Origin of the sequence: Pseudomonas sp. SCB32, from assembly GCF_009189165.1 — a bacterium.
GTDB lineage: Bacteria > Pseudomonadota > Gammaproteobacteria > Pseudomonadales > Pseudomonadaceae > Pseudomonas.
The window spans coordinates 2122684-2145351 of record NZ_CP045118.1; the positions used below are offsets into that span (position 1 = coordinate 2122684).

Annotated in this window: 14 protein-coding genes and 2 rRNA genes; 11 read left to right on the forward strand and 5 right to left on the reverse strand. The window is 61.2% G+C overall.

Features of this window, described 5'->3' with window-relative positions; translation table 11 throughout:
- The first annotated feature begins 43 nt into the window (after positions 1-43).
- A 5S ribosomal RNA gene (rrf, locus tag GA645_RS10055) occupies positions 44-159 on the forward strand.
- A gap of 103 nt (positions 160-262) precedes the next feature.
- Positions 263-378: ribosomal RNA gene (rrf, locus tag GA645_RS10060) — 5S ribosomal RNA — on the forward strand.
- A gap of 610 nt (positions 379-988) precedes the next feature.
- Here rrf (GA645_RS10060) and fabB read toward each other — a convergent pair.
- From fabB to GA645_RS10085, 5 genes are all read right to left on the reverse strand, one after another.
- Positions 989-2206 carry a beta-ketoacyl-ACP synthase I gene (fabB, locus tag GA645_RS10065; protein WP_152222291.1) on the reverse strand — a complete coding sequence of 406 codons (1218 nt, stop codon included), beginning with the start codon at positions 2204-2206 and terminating at the stop codon, positions 989-991.
- Between the two features lie 10 nt (positions 2207-2216).
- Positions 2217-2732 (reverse strand): 3-hydroxyacyl-[acyl-carrier-protein] dehydratase FabA, encoded by a 516-nt coding sequence (gene fabA, locus GA645_RS10070; protein WP_152222293.1) that lies wholly within the window; start codon positions 2730-2732, stop codon positions 2217-2219.
- Positions 2733-2961: 229 nt separating this feature from the next.
- On the reverse strand, positions 2962-4875 hold the full coding sequence (locus GA645_RS10075; protein ID WP_152222295.1) for an ATP-binding protein: 1914 nt from the start codon (positions 4873-4875) through the stop codon (positions 2962-2964).
- Complete coding sequence (locus GA645_RS10080) at positions 4872-5792, reverse strand: ABC transporter substrate-binding protein (protein ID WP_256676129.1); 921 nt, start codon at positions 5790-5792, stop codon at positions 4872-4874. Before GA645_RS10080 ends, GA645_RS10075 begins: the two co-directional genes overlap by 4 nt.
- A 1-nt stretch (position 5793) precedes the next feature.
- Positions 5794-7902: a TonB-dependent siderophore receptor gene (locus GA645_RS10085; RefSeq protein ID WP_152222297.1), complete on the reverse strand. Its 2109-nt coding sequence runs from the start codon at positions 7900-7902 to the stop codon at positions 5794-5796.
- A 162-nt stretch (positions 7903-8064) separates the two neighbouring features.
- Between GA645_RS10085 and GA645_RS10090 the strand changes: the two genes are divergently transcribed.
- From GA645_RS10090 to GA645_RS10130, 9 genes are all read left to right on the forward strand, one after another.
- Positions 8065-9087 carry an NAD(P)H-dependent glycerol-3-phosphate dehydrogenase gene (locus tag GA645_RS10090; RefSeq protein WP_152222299.1) on the forward strand — a complete coding sequence of 341 codons (1023 nt, stop codon included), beginning with the start codon at positions 8065-8067 and terminating at the stop codon, positions 9085-9087.
- A gap of 12 nt (positions 9088-9099) precedes the next feature.
- Positions 9100-9441 (forward strand): DUF4389 domain-containing protein, encoded by a 342-nt coding sequence (locus tag GA645_RS10095; RefSeq protein WP_152222301.1) that lies wholly within the window; start codon positions 9100-9102, stop codon positions 9439-9441.
- A complete protein-coding gene (gene sixA, locus GA645_RS10100; protein ID WP_152222302.1) occupies positions 9438-9902 on the forward strand; it encodes a phosphohistidine phosphatase SixA in 465 nt (154 codons plus the stop codon). Before GA645_RS10095 ends, sixA begins: the two co-directional genes overlap by 4 nt.
- Positions 9903-10235: 333 nt before the next feature.
- Complete coding sequence (locus tag GA645_RS10105; RefSeq protein ID WP_152222304.1) at positions 10236-11492, forward strand: glycosyltransferase family 4 protein; 1257 nt, start codon at positions 10236-10238, stop codon at positions 11490-11492.
- Positions 11493-11530: 38 nt separating this feature from the next.
- Complete coding sequence (locus GA645_RS10110) at positions 11531-13687, forward strand: type I secretion system permease/ATPase (RefSeq protein ID WP_152222306.1); 2157 nt, start codon at positions 11531-11533, stop codon at positions 13685-13687.
- Positions 13684-15093, forward strand: coding sequence for an HlyD family type I secretion periplasmic adaptor subunit (locus GA645_RS10115; protein ID WP_152222308.1), 1410 nt, complete (start codon positions 13684-13686; stop codon positions 15091-15093). Before GA645_RS10110 ends, GA645_RS10115 begins: the two co-directional genes overlap by 4 nt.
- Before the next feature lie 48 nt (positions 15094-15141).
- Entirely contained in the window at positions 15142-15828 is a 687-nt protein-coding gene (locus GA645_RS10120) for a hypothetical protein (RefSeq protein WP_152222310.1), read from the forward strand.
- Positions 15829-15853: 25 nt separating this feature from the next.
- Positions 15854-20680: a calcium-binding protein gene (locus tag GA645_RS10125; RefSeq protein ID WP_152222312.1), complete on the forward strand. Its 4827-nt coding sequence runs from the start codon at positions 15854-15856 to the stop codon at positions 20678-20680.
- Between the two features lie 315 nt (positions 20681-20995).
- Positions 20996-22663 (forward strand): AMP-binding protein, encoded by a 1668-nt coding sequence (locus GA645_RS10130; RefSeq protein ID WP_152222314.1) that lies wholly within the window; start codon positions 20996-20998, stop codon positions 22661-22663.
- Positions 22664-22668 lie beyond the last annotated feature (5 nt).

The following is a 22668-nucleotide window of genomic DNA, read 5'->3' on the forward strand; positions in this document are numbered from 1 at the left end:
TCGGATGAGCGTGTGCGCAAGCCACGAGCGTCCTAAAGAATTGCTTGACGACCATAGAGCGTTGGAACCACCTGATCCCATCCCGAACTCAGCAGTGAAACGACGCATCGCCGATGGTAGTGTGGGGTTTCCCCATGTGAGAGTAGGTCATCGTCAAGCTCCTATCCCAAAGCCCCGGTCAGCTTCGCTGTCCGGGGCTTTGCTTATTAGTGTAAGCATACCGAATTCGGATGAACGCCAAGGCGAGCATCCAACCGAATTGCTTGACGACCATAGAGCATTGGAACCACCTGATCCCATCCCGAACTCAGCAGTGAAACGATGCATCGCCGATGGTAGTGTGGGGTTTCCCCATGTGAGAGTAGGTCATCGTCAAGCTCCTATCCCAAGACCCCTGATCAGCGAGAGCTGGTCGGGGGTTTTGTTTTTGCGCGCGAAAAATAGTTTCGGAGCCTTCTATGTAGGGCGCAGTTAGCCGGTGATGAGGGTGTTGGGCGGCTCGCGGGCATGGCCGACTCCTACAAGAGTGCGGATAGTCCAGGCGGGCATGGAAGGCTTCGGCAGTGAGGGAGGAGGGGGCAGCAGGGCTTCTACGCCGCGCCCCAGGGCTGCCTTCTCGATTCGGGGTAGCAGGGGGCTGCCCGATGCCTTTGCGCTGCTGCTGTGGTGCTATGAGGAGGCTGCGTACGGCATTGTCTTCAGGGCGCCTGTGCTGACGATCTCAGCGCCCAATTGAGTAGGCGCTGACCCGGCAACCGGACTGCACGCTCAGGCGTGGAGGGTGTCGCCACCGGCTCGGCGACGCTCGCGGGACGGTCCTGGCCGTTGCTGCTTCCCTGACGGCTGCCACTATCACCTCGCTAATGGCTGCAGCGTCTTCGCTGCGAGCTTTCCTGGTCGCACTCTCCCCGTTGTCATGGGCGGGTAGACAAGAATCGCAGACAACAAAAAAAGCGCCCTAGGGCGCCTTTCTTGTTTGGGTCACTGATCAGCCGTTGTGGCGCTTCAGGACCAGGGTGGCGTTGGTGCCGCCGAAGCCGAAGCTGTTGCTCATGACGGTGTCGATCTTTGCGTTTTCGCGAGTCTCGCGCAGGATCGGCATGTCGGCGACTTCCGGGTCCAGCTCGTCGATGTTGGCGGAACCGGCGATGAAGTTGCCTTCCATCATCAGCAGGCAGTAGATAGCCTCGTGAACGCCAGCGGCGCCCAGGGAGTGGCCGGACAGGCTCTTGGTGGAGCTGATGGCCGGGGCCTTGTCGCCGAACACTGCACGCACGCCACGGATTTCAGCGACGTCGCCGACCGGGGTGGAGGTGCCGTGGGTGTTCAGGTAGTCGATCGGGGTGTCCACGGTCGACAGGGCCTGCTGCATGCAGCGGATGGCGCCTTCGCCGCTCGGGGCAACCATGTCGTAGCCATCGGAGGTGGCGCCGTAGCCGACGATTTCGGCGTAGATCTTGGCGCCGCGCTTCAGGGCGTGTTCCAGCTCTTCGACGACGACCATGCCGCCGCCGCCGGCGATGACGAAACCGTCACGCTTGGCGTCGTAGGCGCGGGAGGCCTTCTCCGGGGTCTCGTTGTACTGGGTGGAGAGGGCGCCCATGGCGTCGAACAGGCAGCTCTGGCTCCAGTGTTCTTCCTCGCCGCCGCCAGCGAAGACGACGTCCTGCTTGCCCAGCTGGATCTGTTCCATGGCCTGGCCGATGCAATGCGCGCTGGTGGCGCAGGCCGAGGAGATGGAGTAGTTCACGCCCTTGATCTGGAAGGGCGTGGCCAGGCACGCGGAAACGGTGCTGCCCATGGTGCGGGTTACGCGGTATGGGCCGATGCGCTTGACGCCCTTCTCGCGCAGGGTGTCGATGGCTTCCATCTGGTTCAGGGTGGAAGCACCACCGGAACCGGCGATCAGGCCGGTGCGCGGGTTGGAGATCTGCTCGGGGGTGAGGCCGGAGTCCTTGATTGCCTGTTCCATCGCCAGGTAGGCGTAGGCGGCGGCGTCGCCCATGAAGCGGAAGACCTTGCGGTCGATCAGCTCTTCCAGGTTCAGGTTGACCGAACCGGAAACGTGGCTGCGCAGGCCCATCTCGGCGTAGCTCGGGTTGTGGCGGATGCCAGCACGGCCTGCACGCAGGTTGGCGGAGACGGTGTCTTTGTCATTGCCCAGGCAGGAAACGATGCCCAGACCGGTGATCACGACGCGACGCATGCGGATACCCTTAGAAGCTGTCAGTGGAAGTGAACAGGCCGACGCGGAGGCCTTCGGCGCTGTAGATTTCGCGGCCATCAACGCTGACGGTGCCGTCGGCGATGGCCAGGATCAGCGAACGATTGATCGTACGCTTGATATGGATGTTGTAGGTGACTTTCTTGGCGGTCGGCAGGACCTGGCCGAAGAACTTCACTTCACCCGAACCCAGGGCGCGGCCGCGGCCGGGATTGCCCTGCCAGCCGAGGTGGAAGCCCACCAGCTGCCACATGGCGTCGAGGCCCAGGCAGCCCGGCATGACGGGGTCGCCTTCGAAGTGGCAGGCGAAGAACCACAGGTCGGGGTTGATATCCAGCTCGGCGACCAGTTCGCCCTTGCCATACTTGCCGCCGGTTTCGCTGATGTGGGTGATGCGGTCGATCATCAGCATGTTGGGGGCGGGCAGTTGCGCATTACCCGGGCCGAAGAGCTCGCCGCGGCTGCAACGCAGCAAGTCTTCTCGGGTGAAGGCGTGTTGTTTGGTCATGCGAGCTCCTCAAAAATCTTGGATGGCAGGCGGTGTTGGCTTCTGCCTGCGGCGCCGCGTTCCGTTTTTATTGTCACGGTCTCACGCGGCAGCCTAGTCATAGACTATTGCCTTTAGGTGAAAGTCACAGCGTCCGGCGAACGCTTGTTCACTTTTCGTCGGCGCCTTGTTGTTGTCAGGGGCAGATGCCCGTGGTCGGTCCGCAGTGTGGTGCATGCGTGCGCGCGGATCAACGGCCTGGAGCAACCCAGCGCTGCAGGATCCGTTGCAGTTCCGCCCGCTTGAACGGCTTGGCCAGGTAGTCGTTCATCCCTGCCTCCAGGCAGGTTTCCCGGTCGCCCTGCAGGGCGTTGGCGGTCAGGGCGATGATCGGCACCTGCTCGCCACCGGGCCTTGAGCGGATCTGCCGGGTGGCCTCGTAGCCATTGAGCACCGGCAGCCGGCAATCCATCAGGATCACCGCGTAGTCGCCGCGCTCGGAGGTGCGGACCGCCTGGACGCCATCACCTACCAGCGTGACGCGATAACCCAGGCTGCGCAACATAGCTTCTATGACCGTTTGATTCACTGGGTTGTCCTCGACAAGCAGAACGGACTGACCAGCGGCAAGCGTATCGGCACCTGTCTCGCCTTCCTCGGTGGCGGCCTGGCGCTCGCGGAAGGGCAGGGGGATTTCCAGGGTAAAGGTCGAGCCACAGCCTTCCTCGCTGCTGGCACCGAGGGTTCCGCCCATGCGTTCGGCCAGGGTCCGGGCGATGGCCAGGCCCAGGCCGGTGCCGCCGTAGCGCCGTGAAGTGGACGAGTCGGCCTGCTGGAAGGCGTCGAACATGTGCTCCAGACGCTCTTGGGAGATGCCGATGCCGCTGTCCTGTACCGAACAGCTGAGCCACAGGACCTCATCGTCCAGCGCCTGCCAGGTGGCTTCCAGCCGCACGCCGCCTTCTTCGGTGAACTTCAGGGCATTGCCCAGCAGGTTCACCAGGATCTGCCGGATGCGCGTCGGATCGCCCTGTACTTCGAGGGCGTTCAGGCCGTCCTGCACCGCCAGTTCCAGTTCCAGGCCGCGCTGATGGGCGCTGTGCTGGAACACCTGCACGGAGCTCTGGATCAGTTCCAGCAGGTTGAACGGGATGCGCTCCAGCTCCAGTGCACCGCGCTCGATGCGGGAGAAGTCGAGGATGTCATTGATCACCTTGAGCAGGTGCTCGGTGGATTCGGTTGCCAGCGCGCTGTATTCGGCCTGCTCCTGGTTCAGCTCGGTGGTTTCCAGCAGCTGCAGCATGCCCAGCACACCGTTCATCGGCGTGCGCAATTCGTGGCTCATCATCGCCAGGAAATCGGACTTGGCGCGGTTCGCCTCTTCGGCTTCCTCTCGTGCGGCCACTAGCTGGGCGATGCTGCGTTCCTGCTCCAGGGCGGCTTGTTGCAGGCCGCGGGCGAGGTTGTTGATGTGCCGGGCGAGGTCGCCGACTTCGCCGTCGTCGGGCACCGGCAGGGTGGTGTGATAGTCGCCACTCTGGATCGCCTGTACCGCGCGGCCCATGGTGCTGATTGGCGCGGCCAGGCGGTGCGCCAGGCGCCGGGCGAGGAGGTAGGTCAGTACCAACGCGAAGAGTGCCAGCAGGCTGGCCTTGAAGAGAATCTCCTGTTGGCGCTCGCTGAAGGCATCGCTGGCCATCCCAACCACCACGCGACCGAGGTAGTCATTGCTGGACGCCGGGGCTGCGTTGGCATCGAGGGCGACGTCCAGGTTGCCGTCATTGAGCTGGATGTTCTCGCGCTGGATGGCGGCGTGGAAGATTTCCACCTTGGCGGTGCCTTGCGCCGGATCGGCGGCGTGCTCGACGTAGACCAGGATGTTGTCGCTGCGGTCGCGCACTTCGATGAAGCGCACGTGAGCGGTGCCCAGGGTGGCCCGCAGCAGGCTTTGCAGCACTGGCAGGTTGCCGGAGATGACGCCGTACTCGGCGGCCGGTGCCAGCTGGTTGGCGATCAGCTGGCCGGTGTGATTGGACTCTTGCCGCAGGTCCTGCAGGCGCGAGTAGGTGAAATAGCCGGTGAGCAGCAGTGTCAGCAGCAGCGCCGGACCGAGGCTGATGGCCAGCATGCGTGTCTGGATATTCCAGCTCTTGCGGGCGCTCATGGGGAGTCTCCTTCGGCAAGACGATGCGCGAGCGAGGCGTCGTCCTGCAACTCGATGCCCAGCGAACGCGCCACCTGGCGGTTGCTTTGCACCTTGAAGTGTTCAGGGTAGAGGCTCGGGGGCCATTGCGACGGCGACTGGTCGAGCAGTGGGGCCAGGGTGTCCAGCCAATCGTTCTGGTCGCTGTAGGTGCTCGCCAGGCTGCCGGCCCTGACGAACGCCACGGTGGGGCCGATCAGGGCATGGTTCTCGGCATAGGCGCTGAGCAGGATGCCTTTGACCGTGCGCGGGTTGTAAAGCAGTTTGTCGTCCAGTCCCAGCAGCAGGTCACTGTTGTCGAGCAATTCACGCAGCGGGCGTGGATCATCACTGCGCTCCTGTTCCTGGGTGATCAGTTCGACGCCCAGCTGCTGGGCGTGCTCCGACAGTTCCTTCAGCAGGAACTCGCTGGAGGGACTGAACAGCACGCCGATGCGCTGCGGTCGCGGATGAAGCAGCAGCGCCAGTTGCAGCTGCCGGGAGGGTGGCGGATCGCTCCAGAGCAGGCTGATGCCCTCGGGACGGCGACCGTCGAGCAGTTGCTCTGCTTCCACGCGGCTGACCAGCAACGTCAGTGCCGGTGGGCCCTGTTCGCTGGCCAGGCGCCAGTTCAGCGCGGCCGTCCCCAGCAGCAGCAAATGGGTCTCCGGGGAGAGCGTCGAGGCGGGGGGCAGCCTGTCGGGGGACTCCAGGCGAACCTGGTCCTCCGGGCGGCGTTCGGCGAGCGCCTGGCTGAACGCCTGGACGGAAGCGCTCTGGTCGCTGCTGACCAGCAGCAGTTCGCGGGCCTGCGCCGGCAATGCCAGCAGGTAGACCAGGCCGAGCAGCAAGGACCTGAGCAGGTTTCCGAGGCTCATCGCTGAGCGGCGGGCCGCCATGCTAGAAATCCACCTCGGCGCTGAAATACAGCAGGTGACGGTCGTCGAAGCGGTTTTCCGGCCAAGTGAGCGGCTCATCGTCCAGGCGCTGCTGCAGCACGCCCGCCAGCTCCAACGCGGCGCCACCCAGGGGAATGCGCTTGGCCACGCGCAGGTCCACGCGTTCGAAGCGGTGCTCGTTCAGCGCGTCATCGCCGTAGTAGAACACCGAGCTCGACCAGCCGCGGCCCCAGTCGCCCATCCAGCCCGCCGAGCCGCTGTTGCGGGCGGTGAGACGCTGGTCGTAACGGCTTGAGGCCTCGTAATCGACGTAGGCGTAGGTGAGCCGTACCCGGTCCCACAGGCCGACGCGCCAATCCAGTTGGGTCTCGGCGCCGTTGAAGCGGATTTCGTTGTCGTTGGTGGGCTCGAAGTCGGTCAGTTTCAGTGGATCGCTGATCAGTCCATGGATTTCGTCGTGGTACGCCTTCACGTCCAGCGCCAGGCCGATCTCGTCGAACTGGCCGTTGTAGCCGACTTCCCGCGAGCGCATGCGCTCCTGGTCCAGATCGCCGGGGCCGTGGGCGCGGGCGAAGTAGTAGGCCGTGCTCTGGCCGTAGGGGGCCGGGGTGAGATTGCGTACGCGATAGCTCCAGTTCACGTCGCTCTCGTACATGTCGGGCGAGCGCACGGCTTCGGAGTACACCGCCCGCAGGCTGTGTCGTGGTGTGATCAGGTAGTTCAGGGCGATGCGCGGGCTGACGGAGCTGCCGGAGTTCTGGTCGTCTTCCAGCATGGCGCCACCCTGCAGCAGCCAGTGGGACGTCAGGTGCCATTCCATCTGGCTGAACAGCCGCCAGATTTCATTGTTCACCGTGCCGTCGAAGTAGGTCTCGGAGACTGCCTGGTCGTGGCGGTAACTCATGCCGGAAACCAGCCGCATGTTGTCGGTCAGGCGCAGGGTGTCCTGCATTTCGAGGTCGTAGCGGGTTTCCCGGATGTTCTGGTTCACCCAACCACAGGCCGGCCTGCCGGCCCCGCCGACTATCTGCCGAAGCACCTGGTTGGCCAGCGCCTGCTCCTGGGCGGTGCCCTTGGGAATACGCGGCAACGTGCCGGCCAGTTTTTCCACATACTGGGGGTCGAGCGTCCAGAGCTGTGCCAGTTGCGGGCTGAACGCGACCTGCGCCTCGCAGGCGTGGAAATCCTGGAGGCGCTCCCAGTGCTCTGCATAGCCCTGGACATAAAGGCTGTGCTGCGGGTTGGCGTCGAAGGTCCAGCGCAAGGAGCCTGCGTAGTCGCGGGCGGTCAGGTCGGAGTCGCTGTCGCCAGCGGGAATGCTGTCGAATACCGGGCTGTAGTTGTAGGGGCGCTGGTTGCTACCTTCCTTCGCGTCTATCTGCCAGTCCAGGCTGTTGCGCATATCGAGGCTGTGGTTGGCCACCAGGCTGAAGCGGGACAGGCGGCGGCCGTCGCGATAGTCGCGGTCGAACTGGTCGTGGTCGAAGCCATCGTCCGCCTGGCCCGAGAGCGACAGCCGATAGTCGCTGGACTCGCCGCGCAGTCCCTGGCTTGCGTACCAGTCGCGGATGCCGTTCTGTCCGGCGCTGTACTTCAGGCGCGTGCCCAGGCTATCGGCGGGGTGGCGGGTGAGGATGTTGATCACGCCCATCAGTGCGTTGGCGCCGTAGCTCACAGCGTTCGGCCCGCGGAAGACCTCGATGCGGTCGATGTCCTCGATGGCCACCGGAATATCGCTCCAGTCCACCGTGGCCAGGCCTGGACGGTACACCGAGCGGCCATCCACCAGTACCTGCAGGCGCCGCGCTTCGGTGACGTTGGTGCCGTGGTAGTTCACCGTGGCCTGGTTGCCCGACAGATAGCCCACCATCATGCCCGGCACCAGACGCATCAGCTCGGGGATGTCGCGGGCGCCGGAAGAGCGGATCAGGTCGCGGTCGAGCACCGTCATGCTGCCCGGCACTTCCGCGGGCGACTGCTTCAGGCGGCTGGCGGTGAGCACCTCCGGCACATCCGTGCGATCGACGAAGAGATCGCCGGCGACCGCCTCGCCCACCAGTAGGGCGGCAAGCAGGGACAGTGGCAGGGGAGCGCGGAGCGGGATCAGCACGGAACGTCCTTGTTCTCGATTTCTTCTCGATGGGTGTGCAATAAACGGATGTTAAACGAGGCGCCGATGTTTGCCAGTCCTGCGATCCGGGCTGGTCGCTGGGCATAGGGGCCTTATAATGCCTCAATCGCCGCCCCGGGGGCGGCCCGTGATGGAAAAGACATGACTGAGCAGCAACCGATCGCCGTTCTCGGCGGTGGCAGTTTCGGTACCGCGTTCGCCAATCTGCTTGCGGAGAACGGCCAGCGCGTTCGCCAGTGGATGCGCGACGAGGAACAGGCCGAAGCGATTCGCACCCTGCGGGAGAACCCCCGCTATCTCAAGGGCGTGAAGATTCACGCGGGTGTCGAGCCGACCACCGACCTGCCGGCGACCCTGGCCGCGTGCGAGATGATCTTCGTCGCCGTGCCGTCCAGCGCCCTGCGCAAGGTGCTGGAAGGCCGCAGCGAAGAGCTGGCCGGGAAGATGCTGGTCAGCCTGACCAAGGGCATCGAGGCGCAGACCTTCAAGCTGATGAGCCAGATTCTCGAGGAAATCGCGCCCAAGTCCCGCATTGCGGTGATTTCCGGCCCGAACCTGGCGCGCGAGATCGCCGAGCATGAGCTGACCGCCACCGTGGTCGCCAGCGAGGACGAGGAAGTCTGCGAGCGGGTACAGGCGGCGCTGCACGGTCGCACCTTCCGCGTTTATGCCAGTGGCGATCGCTTCGGCGTCGAACTGGGTGGTGCGCTGAAGAACGTCTACGCCATCATCGCCGGCATGGCCGCAGCATTGGGCATGGGCGAGAACACCAAAGGCATGCTGATCACCCGCGCCCTGGCGGAAATGACCCGCTTCGCCGTCAAGCTTGGCGCCAATCCCATGACCTTCCTCGGTCTGGCCGGGGTGGGCGACCTGATCGTCACCTGTTCGTCACCCAAGAGCCGTAACTATCAGGTCGGCTTCGCACTGGGCGAAGGCCTCTCCCTGGACGATGCCGTGGCGCGCATGGGCGAGACTGCCGAAGGCGTGAACACCCTGCGGGTGCTCAAGGCCAAGGCCGACGAACTGCAGGTCTACATGCCGCTGGTGGCCGGCCTGAATGCCATCCTGTTCGGCGGCCGCACTCTGGCGCAGGTCATCGAGGCGCTGATGAACGGCGAGCCGAAGACCGACGTCGACTTCATTCCCACCACCGGTTTCTGAGGGAGGTCCCCCATGTCCGCCGAGCGTATGGAAAAAGAATCCCTCGTCCTGCGAGTCGTCTGGATGCTGGTCTTCGCCCTGGTCTGGTTCGTCGCCGAGATCCTTCTCGGCGTCGTCGTGGTGGTCCAGCTGATCTACCGCATCATCTACGGCGCGCCGAGCGGCAGCCTGATGGGCTTTGGCGACAGCCTCAGCCAGTACTTCGCGCAGATCGGCCGCTTCGGCACCTTCCAGACCGAGGAAAAACCCTGGCCGTTCGGCGACTGGCCGGCCGCCCGCGCCCCCGAGGGTGAGCAGCCGCACAGCATGCCGCCCGCCGAGCACCCGGCGCGCGACGAAGAGCCCAAGCCATGAAGCTCTGGCTGCTGCGTCATGGTGAGGCCGAGCCGCAGGCCCGCCGCGACTCGGAACGGCGCCTGACCGCCCACGGCCGCAAGGAAGTGCTCAAAATCGCGGCCCAGCTCGCCGGCCAGCCACTCGACGGCATTCTCGCCAGCCCCTACGTGCGCGCCCAGGAGACCGCCGAACTGATCCGTGAGGCGCTTGGTTTCGAGAGCTCCGTTGGCACGGCGCCCTGGCTGACCCCGGACGACGATCCCAAGGACGTGCTGCGCTTCCTGGACGGCCGCACCGAGCGAAACCTGCTGCTGGTCAGCCACCAACCCCTGATCGGCTCCCTGGCTGGCCTGCTGGTCCACGGCAGCCGCAGCGACGCGGTGCCATTCAACACGGCATCGCTGGCCGAGCTGGAGGGTGAATGCCCAGTCGCGGGGCTCATGGAGTTGGTGTCGCTGCACCATCCGCGGCATAACTGATAGCCGGCGACTCGAGAAAAAAGGCCCCTAGGGCCCTTTTTGGTTACTGCCGAGTAAGTGCGTTCCGATCATTCTTCGGGGCGGAGGATGTTTCGCGCGAAATGTGAGGAAAGTAGCGATTTGCCATCGCTGGTCCGTGTATGCTCCTGGCCGTTTGAGCCCATCGCAGTGGCGCGATTCATCAGGCTCATCGCATTCGAAGCTCCATGGATGGAACGGGTCGATGACAGGCTGTCAATTCTCGGCGACTCTCAGTGAGCACCCGCAAGACCCGCTTCACGCGTCTTCGGCACAACATGCGCATGTCCTCCACGGGCTTGGAGGCGGCGCTGATTGAACGTCTTGCTGATCCATCAGAATTTCCCTGGCCAGTTCCGTCACCTAGCTCTGGATTTGCTCAGGCAAGACCCGCAGAGTCTGCTGGCGATTGGGCGCGATACCGCGCCGGGACTGCCGGGGATTCGAATGCTGCGCTATCGTCCGCATCGCTCTCCCGCTCAGGAAACTCATGGGTATCTTCGTGGCTTCGAAGATGCGGTCCTGCACGGACAGCAGGTTGCGCGACTGCTGCTGCGGCTGAAAGGACAGGGTTATCGCCCCGACGTCATTCTCGCCCATCCGGGGTGGGGAGAAACGCTCTATGCCAAGGAGGTGTTTCCTGACGTCCCTCTGGTGCACTTCTGCGAGTACTACTATCACGCTCGGGGCGTAGACGTCGGGTTCGATCCCGAGTTCCCCAGTAGCCTGGACGACCAATCGCGAATTCGCACGCGCAATGCGCTGCATCTTCTGAATCTGGAACACTGCGACCTGGCGATTACGCCCACTCGCTGGCAACACAGCCTGCACCCCGAAGCCTTTCACGACAAAATTCGCATCGCCCACGAGGGGGTGCCGCTGGACAATCTATGGCCAGATCCCCTGGCGTGCCTGCAACTGCCCGATGGCCGTACGTTGCATGCCGGACAGCCAGTAGTAACCTACGTGGCGCGTGATCTGGAGCCCTATCGTGGTTTTCATAGCTTCATGCGGGCACTGCCTCGGGTGCTGGCTCTCCACCCTCAGGCGCAGGTGGTGGTCGTTGGCGGCGATGGGGTCAGTTATGGTCGCTTGCCGCAAAATGCACTGAACTGGCGCGCCCGCATGCTGGAAGAGGTGGAAATCGACCTTACTCGGGTCCACTTTCTCGGCAAAGTGCCTTACGCCACCTACCTCAAGGTTCTGCAAGTCTCTGCGGCGCACGTTTACCTGACTTATCCCTTTGTACTCTCCTGGTCGATGCTCGAGGCCATGGCCACCGGCTGCTTGTTGATCGGGTCGGACACGGCTCCGGTACGCGAGGTCATTCGCCATGGAGAGAACGGCTACCTGGTGGATTTCTTCGATCCATCGGCTATCGCTGAGCAGATCCTGCAGGCGTTGCAGCGCCCTGTTGATCAGCAACCCTTGCGCGAGATGGCTCGCCATACGGCGCAGGATTACAGCGTCGCCAACGGGTTGAAGGCCTATTACCGTTTATTGATTGAGGCATGTGCTCCGCAGTCGGGACGGCGGTTGCTTCATGCAGACTCATTTCCCGTACCGCACTGATGTAAACGTGCGACCTGTTGTCTGGAAAGGAACTCCACATGCCCAGTGTCGAAACACCCAATGAAAGCGAGATCACACCACCTCAGGACACCGGGCTGATCTGCCTGGTGATGCTGGCACGCTTTCACAACATTGCCGCGTCGCCCGAACAATTGGCCCATGAATTCATGCCGCCCGGCGAGCGTTTCGGTAGTGCTGAATTGCTGTTGGCCGCACGCAAGATTGGCCTCAAGGCCAAATCTGTCCGGAGCAAGCCCGAGCGACTGGCGCACACACCTTTGCCGGCAATGGCCCGCGATCATGAAGGCCGCTATTTCATCATTGCTCGCATCGACCAGGACAAGACACTTATTCAGGACCCCGTTCAGGGGCGGCCGGAAGTACTTGCGCTCGATGCGCTGAACTCGCGCTGGACAGGCGAACTGCTGCTATTTCGCTCGGAAGCTTCGCAGGCTGCGGAACTGTCGCGCTTTGACTTCACCTGGTTCATTCCGGCCATCGTCAAGTACCGCAAGCTGCTGGGCGAGGTGCTGGTCGCCTCTTTCGTCCTGCAGATCTTTGCTCTGCTTACTCCCTTGTTCTTCCAGGTGGTGATGGACAAGGTGCTGGTGCACCGCGGTCTTTCCACCCTGGACGTCCTGGCGGTCGGTCTGCTTGGCATCATGCTCTTCGAGACGCTGCTCAGCGGACTGCGCAGCTACGTTTTCGTCCATACCGCCAGTCGAATCGATGTGGAACTGGGAGCACGGCTGTTCCGTCACCTGATCAGCCTGCCGCTGGCGTACTTCCAGGCGCGCCGGGTAGGGGATTCGGTGGCGCGGGTACGTGAGCTGGAGAACATCCGCAGCTTCCTCACCGGCAACGCCATCACCCTGTTGCTCGACGTACTCTTCTCGGTGGTGTTCATCGCCGTGATGTTCTTCTACAGCGGCTGGCTGACCCTGGTGGTGATCCTCTCGCTGCCGTTGTACTTCGTCCTCTCGCTGCTCATCACGCCGCTGTTGCGGGCTAGGGTGCAGGAGAGCTTCAGTCGAGGGGCGGAAAACCAGGCGTTCCTGGTCGAGTCGATCAACGGCATCGATACCCTCAAATCCATGGCAGTCGAGCCGCAAGTCACCCGTAAATGGGATAACCAACTGGCAGCCTACGTGTCAGCCAGCTTCAAGACCCAGACCCTCTCCACTTTCGCCAACGAAGGCGTGTCGCTGATCGGCAAGCTGGTGACCGTCGCTACGCTTTGGCTCGGTGCACGGTTGGTGATCGACGGGCAACTCACCGTTGGCCAGTTGGTGGCCTTCAACATGCTCGCCGGGCGGGTGGCTCAGCCGATCATGCGATTGGCGCAACTCTGGACCAATTTCCAGCAGACCGGAGTTTCCGTGCAGCGCCTGGGCGACATTCTCAACAGCCAGACCGAGCTGACCCAGGCCACCCGCAGCTCGCTGCCAGCACTTCGCGGCCAGGTCGAGTTCGACCAGGTGCATTTCCGTTACCGCCCGGATGGCTCCGAAGTGTTGCGCGGCGTCAGCCTCGCGATTCGTCCGGGGGAAGTGATCGGCATCGTGGGTCGCTCCGGCTCCGGCAAGAGTACGCTGACCAGACTGCTGCAGCGCCTCTACGTGCCTGAGCGCGGGCGCGTGCTGGTGGACGGTATGGACCTGGCGCTGGCCGATGTCAGCTCGTTGCGCCGGCAGATCGGTGTGGTCCTGCAGGACAATCTGCTGTTCAACCGCAGCATCCGCGAGAACATCGCCCTGACCGATCCTGGTGCGCCCATGGAGGCGGTGATCCAGGCGGCCCGTCTGGCCGGCGCCCACGAGTTCATCCTGGAACTGCCTGAAGGTTATGACACCTTGGTTGGCGAGCACGGTTCTTCGCTTTCCGGTGGACAGCGGCAGCGCATTGCCATCGCGAGAGCGCTGATCGGCAATCCGCGCATTCTGATCTTCGACGAAGCCACCAGCGCTCTGGACTACGAGTCCGAGCGGGTCATTCAGCAGAACATGAAAGCCATCTGCCAAGGCCGCACCGTGCTGATCATCGCTCACCGCCTGAGTGCCGTTCGGGATGCAAACCGGATCATCGTCATGGACCGCGGGCAGATCGTCGAGCAGGGTACCCACGGGGAGCTGCTTACCCTCCAGGCAGGCCATTACTCGCGACTGCATCGTTTGCAGCAAGGAGGCCAGGCATGAGCGCCCGACGCGAGTTGCTCAAGCGCTACCGGCGCACATGGAGCCACGCTTGGCGTAACCGCAAGCAGATGGATGCACCTCCAAGGCTGCCCCATGAGGTGCAGTTCCTGCCGGCCGCGCTGTCGCTGCAGGAGCAGCCGGTGCACCCTGCGGCGCGCTATATCAAGTGGGCGATCATGGCGTTCTCGGCACTGGCGCTGCTCTGGGCCTGCCTGGGCGAGATCGACGTCGTCGCCACGGCCCAGGGCAAGATCGTTCCCAGTGGCAAGACCAAGGTGATCCAGCCCAGCGAAGTAGCAGTGGTCAGGAATATCCATGTCTACGATGGCCAACAGGTCAAGGCCGGCGACCTGCTTGTGGAACTGGATGCCAGCCAGACCGGCGCCGACGTCGAACGTTTGAAGACTGACTTGAAAGCTGCCCGTATCGACGCTGCCCGCGCGGCTGCATTGCTGGAGTCCATTCGCAGTGGCCAGCCGCCACAGTCGCTGGATTCTCGATTGCTTGGTGTCAGCGAGGAGGAGCGTCAGGCCGCCCAGCTCTGGCTGCAAGGCCAGTACCTCGAGCTGCGCAGTAATGTCGACCAGGCCCAGGCGATGATCGATCAGCGGGCCGCGGAAATTCGCGCGGCCCAAGCCACTGTTGAGTCCCTGCGTAAGACGCTGCCCATCGCCGAGCAATTGGCCGGGGACTACAAACGCCTGCTGGAGCGTAACTTCGTTGCCAAGCACGCCTGGCTGGAAAAGGAGCAGGCGCTCTTGGATCAGCAGCGCGAACTGGCCGTACAACAGGCGCGCGTCCTTGAAATGGATGCCTCCCAGCGTGAAGCCGAGCAGCGCCGTGAAAGCGTCATCGCCCAGACCCGGCGCGCCATGCTCGACCTGCAGCATGAGTCCGAGCAGAAGGCCGCCGGTCTCGCCCAAGAGCTGCTTAAAGCTGAACAACGGGACCGCCTGACCCGTCTGACCGCACCGGTCGATGGCACCGTCCAGCAGTTGGCCATCCACACCAACGGTGGCGTCGTCACCGAGGCTCAGCCACTCATCGTCCCCAGAGACCAGCCGGTAGAAGTCGAAGCCATGCTGGAAAACAAGGACATTGGCTTTGTTCGGCCCGGACAGGAAGTGGAAATCAAGGTGGAGACCTTTACTTTCACCAAATACGGCGTCGTGCATGGTCGGGTGATCAGTATTTCCGACGATGCCATCGAAGACGAGAAGCGAGGGTTGCTTTACAGCATGCGAATCCAGTTGGGGCAGAACCATATACGCGTGGGCGATCGGGATATCCCGTTGACGCCGGGGATGGCGGTGAGTGCAGAGGTTAAGACGGATAAACGAAAAGTTATCGAATACTTCCTGAGCCCACTTAAGCAGTATGTAGATGAGAGCTTGGTCGAAAGGTGAGGGTTTTGAAATTTGTAATTTTTGTGCGTACTTGGAGAGATTTAGTCTATGACGGGGTTGAGTAAGTTTTTCATTGGATTTGCTCTTGTGGTTCTAGTGGTTCTAGTGGTTGTGGGTGGGGTGGTGTTTTTAAGTTTCAAAGTTTCTGGGGATGGTGAGCGAGACTCTAGGTGGATTCGTGAGGGTATGTGGAAGGGGGGATATTTTAATCGGTCAAGAGGGAGGCTGGATGAAGATGAGGTGGTAAATATTGTAAGTCTTAAAGAGGGGGCTTCAAAGAATCAAGGGTTGCTCAATTATGTGGGGTCAAAAAAATGTGCGCTTGGTGGTGCGGGGTGCGTTTTTAAAACTCTAACTGCTGCTAATGTTTTAATTGATGCGGCTGAGTTTGAAAATGCATTGCGTCTCTTGGAGGGTGTCCGAAGGCAAGTTGATCTTGAAGGGCTATGCCCGATAGGTCTTGAGTTAAGTCTATTAAATTACAAAGTAGCCCAGTTAACTAAAATGTCGTCGCAAAAGGCAATCTCTGAGGCGGAGAGCACCGTTGAGAGAATTAAGGAGCGTGGGGGGCTGGTCAAAGATTTAAGGGTTTCCTCATGTGATGCAATGGCAAGAGATAAGCCAGAGTTTTTCCATGAGTATGTTGTTTTGGTTTCGAAGGTTATGCGTATGGGAGGGGCGAGGCTGTTTAAGTCTGGATACTATGTCAAGTCTATAAATAAGCTTGATTATTAAATTTCAAGGAAGGAGTGCGTCTGCGATGCCTGATACAACAGTCGGTGATGTGAAAGGGTGGATGGATGACGCTAAGTCTACGTCTGAGTATTTAAGAAATCAGATCGATAATATTAATAACTCAAGTGACCCGGGGGTAGCGGAGAAGTCGGCTCGGGAAACTATGGGGTATGCAGCTGATATGCTAGGGGGAATCCCTGGGGCGAAAGTTACTGCAGAGGCGACAAAGAGAGTTTTGGCGGTGGTGGAGTTTAGTGAGCCATCTTTCCCTACTGAAGACGCAATTAAGCAGCAAAATAGTGTTTTGCGGGCTTTGATTGATCTTAGTAATTTCCTTAACGATCTGGTTGGTGGTGAGGGGAAGCCGAATCATTATCCTGATGGGCCGTTCTTGGATGATACAGATCCTAGGCAGAAAGAAATTGATGATTGGAAAAAAACAATTGAGGATACTCGTAAGAGGTTAGATGATTTATTTTCTGTTCCATATATCGATACTGGAACCAGTTGTAAGATCGATCCAGCGGCCAATGGGTCTTATGGCTCAGCCCTTAGCTTTGTACAGCGTATCGATCCACTTGCCTTGGATCTTGATGGCGACGGTTTGGAAACGGTATCGGCCAACTCAGGTATAATCTTCGATTTCGACGGCGACGGCCTGAAAACGGGCACCGGTTGGGTCGGTAAAGATGATGGCCTCCTGGTCTGGGATCGCAATGGTGACGGTGGGATCGATACCGGCGCAGAGTTGTTCGGTGTGGACTTCGTCAAAAGTAACGGCCAGAAGGCTACTAACGGCTTCGATGCTCTGCGCGATCTGGACTCCAACGGAGATGGTGTATTCGATGCCAACGATGCCCAGTTTGCCAATGTGCGTGTGTGGCAGGATCTGAATCAGGACGGGGTCAGTCAAGCAGATGAGCTGAAGTCCCTAGCCGATCATCACATCACCTCGATCAATCTCACCGCGACCAATAGTAACCAGAACAACAACGGCAATATCATCAGTGCCATCGGCAGTTTTGTCCGTGACGATGGCTCGACCGGACAGGTCAACGGCAACCAAAGTGTCGCCGGTAACCTGGACCTGACTTCCAATCCGTTCTACCGCGAATTTACCGACCATCTGCCCGTGGATGAGACCGCAAAGGCGTTGCCGGACATGCGAGGTTCTGGTGCGGTGCGGGATCTGCGCGAAGCAACCATGCAGAACGCCGCCCTCAAAGGCGTACTCGCCGAATATGCGAGTGCTCAGACCCGGGAACAGCAGATGGGGTTGTTGGATCGCCTGCTCACTGAGTGGGCGAACAGTTCGGGCTACCGGACCTTCGAGCAGCGAGTCAGCGACCTGTCCACCAGCATGATGACCGTGGATTTCGAGTGGTCCTGGGAGCAGGACTTGAAGCTGGCGGCGGGCGGCACCGGTGGTGGTAGCTCCTCCTTGGGCGGCATTGACCCTGACTCGATCAATGCGGGTAGCGGGCCGACTGCAGAACAGTTGCAGCAGAAAGCCTTGCTCGAGCGCGTACGGCTGCTGGAGGTATTCAACGCGCAGAACTTCTTCAATTTCACTAAGGAAGAAGACAGCAGCGGTGGTCTCAGCCGGCTAGGCATCAAGTCGGGTGCATCAGTGACTCAACTGAGCAATATCACGGCCAATGGTAGTAGCGGTTCCCAAGGCAGCGGTGGTGGTTCCATCGTCAGCAACTGGACTCTGACCGAGAAGAATCTCGTTCTGAATGCTGGGCAGGCTGGCTTCATCAATTCGGCCTATGAGTCGCTGAGAGAGTCGATCTACAACGGCCTGTTGCTGCAGACGCGCTTGCGGCCTTATGTCGAGGCTATTGGCATCACGCTGAATGACAATGGTCTGCGTCTGGACTACAGCGAGGTGGCTGCGCTGTTCCAGGCATCGTTCGCTCAGAATCGAATCAACGGCATAACGGATCTATTGGAGTTTCTGGGACAGCCGGTGGCCCAACACGGCCTCAACGAGTTGTCTCCCATTACCGAGTCGAGTGTCCAGAGTTTGAGTGCGGATGAGATCGCGAGGATCAATACACTCGGCATTGGTCTTCAGGTGGGCACCGCAAGCAACCAGAGTCTGTCAGGTAATGATAAGCAGGATTATCTATTTGGATTCGATGGCGCCGACACTCTGTACGGAGGCACCGGAGGGGACTACTTATCTGGCGGGGCGGGTACTGACTCTCTCTATGGTGAAGCAGGAAACGACACGCTGATCGGCGGGGTTGGTAACGACTACCTCAATGGGGGGGCCGGCAGCGATGTCTACCGCTTCGAGCGTGGCTGGGGACAGGACACGGTCTACAACTACGACACTGGTACGAGCAAGGTCGACGCCATCGAGTTTGCCGCCGGTATCGGGGTGGATGACATCGAGTTTGGACGGTCGGGCAATGATCTGATCCTCAAGCTCAAGGGCAGCACCGACCGGATCACGGTGTCGAGCTATTTACTCCAGGATGGCGCCAGTGCCTACAAGGTGGACGAGGTCCGATTCGCCGATGGCACGGTGCTGAATGTTGATCAGGTGAAGCGGCGTATCCTGCTGGGGACTGAGGGAAGTGACACGCTATACGGGTATGCCAGTGATGACTTGCTCAATGGTGGTGTGGGTAACGACACCCTCTATGGCGGAGGTGGAAACGACACGCTGATCGGCGGGGTTGGTAACGACTACCTGATGGGCGAAGCCGGCAGCGATGTCTACCGCTTCGAGCGTGGCTGGGGACAGGACACGGTCTACAACTACGACACTGGCACGAGCAAGGTCGACGCCATCGAGTTTGCCGCCGGTATCGGGGTGGATGACATCGAGTTTGGACGGTCGGGCAATGATCTGATCCTCAAGCTCAAGGGCAGCACCGACCGGATCACGGTGTCGAGCTATTTACTCCAGGATGGCGCCAGTGCCTACAAGGTGGACGAGGTCCGATTCGCCGATGGCACGGTGCTGAATGTTGATCAGGTGAAGCGGCGTATCCTGCTGGGGACTGAGGGAAGTGACACGCTATACGGGTATGCCAGTGATGACTTGCTCAATGGTGGTGTGGGTAACGACACCCTCTATGGCGGAGGTGGAAGCGACACGCTGATCGGCGGGGCTGGTAACGACTACCTGATGGGCGAAGCCGGCAGCGATGTCTACCGCTTCGAGCGTGGCTGGGGACAGGACACGGTCTACAACTACGACACTGGCACGAGCAAGGTCGACGCCATTGAGTTTGCCGTCGGTATCGGGGTGGATGACATCGAGTTTGGACGGTCGGGCAATGATCTGATCCTCAAGCTCAAGGGCAGCACCGACCGGATCACGGTGTCGAGCTATTTACTCCAGGATGGCGCCAGTGCCTACAAGGTGGACGAGGTCCGATTCGCCGATGGCACGGTGCTGAATGTTGATCAGGTGAAGCGGCGTATCCTGCTGGGGACTGAGGGAAGTGACACGCTATACGGGTATGCCAGTGATGACTTGCTCAATGGTGGTGTGGGTAACGACACCCTCTATGGCGGAGGTGGAAACGACACGCTGATCGGCGGGGCTGGTAACGACTACCTGATGGGCGAAGCCGGCAGCGATGTCTACCGCTTCGAGCGTGGCTGGGGACAGGACACGGTCTACAACTACGACACTGGCACGAGCAAGGTCGACGCCATTGAGTTTGCCGTCGGTATCGGGGTGGATGACATCGAGTTTGGACGGTCGGGCAATGATCTGATCCTCAAGCTCAAGGGCAGCACCGACCTGATCACGGTGTCGAGCTATTTACTCCAGGATGGCGCCAGTGCCTACAAGGTGGATGAGGTCCGATTCGCCGATGGCACGGTGCTGAATGTTGATCAGGTGAAGCGGCGTATCCTGCTGGGGACTGAGGGAAGTGACACGCTATACGGGTATGCCAGTGATGACTTGCTCAATGGTGGTGTGGGTAACGACACCCTCTATGGCGGAGGTGGAAACGACACGCTGATCGGCGGGGCTGGTAACGACTACCTGATGGGCGAAGCCGGCAGCGATGTCTACCGCTTCGAGCGTGGCTGGGGACAGGACACGGTCTACAACTACGACACTGGCACGAGCAAGGTCGACGCCATTGAGTTTGCCGTCGGTATCGGGGTGGATGACATCGAGTTTGGACGGTCGGGCAATGATCTGATCCTCAAGCTCAAGGGCAGCACCGACCGGATCACGGTGTCGAGCTATTTACTCCAGGATGGCGCCAGTGCCTACAAGGTGGATGAGGTCCGATTCGCCGATGGCACGGTGCTGAATGTTGATCAGGTGAAGCGGCGTATCCTGCTGGGGACTGAGGGAAGTGACACGCTATACGGGTATGCCAGTGATGACTTGCTCAATGGTGGTGTGGGTAACGACACCCTCTATGGCGGAGGTGGAAACGACACGCTGATCGGCGGGGCTGGTAACGACTACCTGATGGGCGAAGCCGGTAATGACACCTACGTGTTCGGACGCCAGTTCGGGCAGGACGCCGTCAACAACTACCACACCGACGCCAACACCCTTGATCAGCTGGTCTTTGCGGATGGAATCACCGCCAACCAGCTCTGGTTCCGCCAGAACGGTAGCAACCTGGATATCAGTGTGATTGGAACCAATGACAAGGTATCGATCAGCAGCTGGTACTCGGGTAGCAACTACCACGTGGGACAGATCACCTCAGCCGACGGCAAGACCTTGCTGGAAAGTCAGGTGCAAAGCTTGGTCAATGCAATGGCAGCCTTCGGAGTGCCCGCTGGTGGGGAGTCGAACCTGACGGCGGATCAGCGGCAGCAACTGGAGGTGGTGATTGCTGCGAACTGGCAGTAAGCAGTAGATCGCACGTCCTCTCTTGATGGAGAGGGGCTCCATGAACAAGGCCCCAAGAGGGGCCTTATTCATTTCGGCGGATCATCGTCGTCCGCGAGGTGCTGTAGCAGGGCAAGTCATCGCCGGATATTTCGCCGCGAATCCCCGTGGTAGAGGGGCTGCGCCTGGTATGTAGGACGCGCCCTACAAAAGTTCACACGTTCAGTCTTGTCTCGCGTGGCCGTGCATGGAATATTCAACCAAGCAAGTGCTTGGTTGATTCATCGCTGTACCTCTGAGCTACACCTCTGAAAAAGAACAACAAAGGAGGGGCACGTGGTTAAAGCAGTCCGATTACCGCTCGATCTGTTCTATCAGCGCGAGACGAGTCACCCGAACAAGCCTTACCTCGTACAGCCGCTGGGCGGCGGCGAGGTGGAAACGCTCACCTGGGGCGAAGTGGGCGATCAGGCGCGCCGCGCCGCCGCCTGGCTGCGCAGCCTGGAACTGCCGGCGGGCAGCCGGGTGGCGATCATTTCCAAGAACTGTGCGCATTGGGTTGTCGCCGATATCGCCATCTGGATGGCCGGCCACGTGTCCGTGCCGCTGTATCCCAACCTTACCGCTGACTCCGTGCGCCAGGTGTTGACCCACTCCGAGGCGGCGGTGGCCTTTGTCGGCAAGTTGGACGACTGGCCGTCGATGGTCGACGGCATTCCGCCGGGCATGCCGACTGTGGCGCTGCCGCTGCACCCGGCCGGACGCTTCGATCACCAGTGGGCTGACCTGCAGACGCAGTCGCCGATTCGCGATGATCCGCGCCCGGACGCCTCGGCCTTGGCGACGCTCATCTACACCTCCGGCACCACCGGCACGCCCAAGGGGGTGATGCATACCTTCGGCAACTTCGCCTTCGCCGCCAGCCACGCGATCAGCCTGTTCGGCGTGGGGGAGCAGGATCGCCTGCTGTCCTACTTGCCACTGTGCCACGTGGCCGAACGCATGTTCGTGGAGATGGCGTCGATCTATGCCGGCCAGACGATCTTCTTCGCCGAGAGCCTGGACACCTTCGTCGCCGACATGCGCCGCGCGCGGCCCACGGTGTTCTTCGGCGTGCCGCGCATCTGGACCAAGTTCCAGATGGGCGTGTTTGCGCAGATGCCGGCGAAGAAACTCGATCGCCTGCTGCGCCTGCCCATCGTCGGGCGGCTGGTCGGCCGCAAGGTGCTCGCCAGCCTCGGCCTGGATGCCGTGCGCTACGCGTTGTGCGGCGCGGCGCCAGTGCCGGAAGCATTGCTCAACTGGTACAAGCGCCTTGGCCTGAGCGTGCTGGAGGTCTACGGGATGACCGAGAACTGCGGCTATTCGCACGTCTGCCGGCCGGGCGAGCAGCGAGCCGGCTGGATCGGCCGCAACAGCCCGGGCGTGGAAGTGCGCATCAGTGATGAGGGCGAGGTGCAGGTGCGCAGTGGCGCCACCATGCTCGGTTATTACAAGGACCCGGAACGTACCGACGAGGCCATCACCCGGGACGGCTTCCTGCGCACCGGAGACAAGGGCCAGCAGGACGCCGACGGCAACCTGCGCCTGACCGGACGGATCAAGGAGATCTTCAAGACCGCCAAGGGCAAGTACGTGGCGCCGGCGCCGATCGAGAATCGCCTGGCGGTGCACTCGCGCATCGAGCAGATCTGCGTGGTCGGCGATGGCCTGATCGCCCCGCTGGGGCTCTGCGTGCTGTCCGAGATCGGCCGGCAGGAAGCGGCCAACGGTGCCCGTGGCGAGCTGGAGCAGAGCCTGAAGGTGCTGCTGGAAGAGGTGAACAGTGCCCTGGACAAGCACGAGCGGCTGGCCGGTCTGGTGCTGGTTCGCGATGTCTGGACAGTGGACAACGGCTTCCTCACGCCGACCCTGAAGATCAAGCGCAACGTGGTGGAAGGCGCCTATGGGCAGCGCTTCAATGAATGGGCGGAGCGCCGCGAGGCGGTGCAGTGGCATGACTGAGCAAG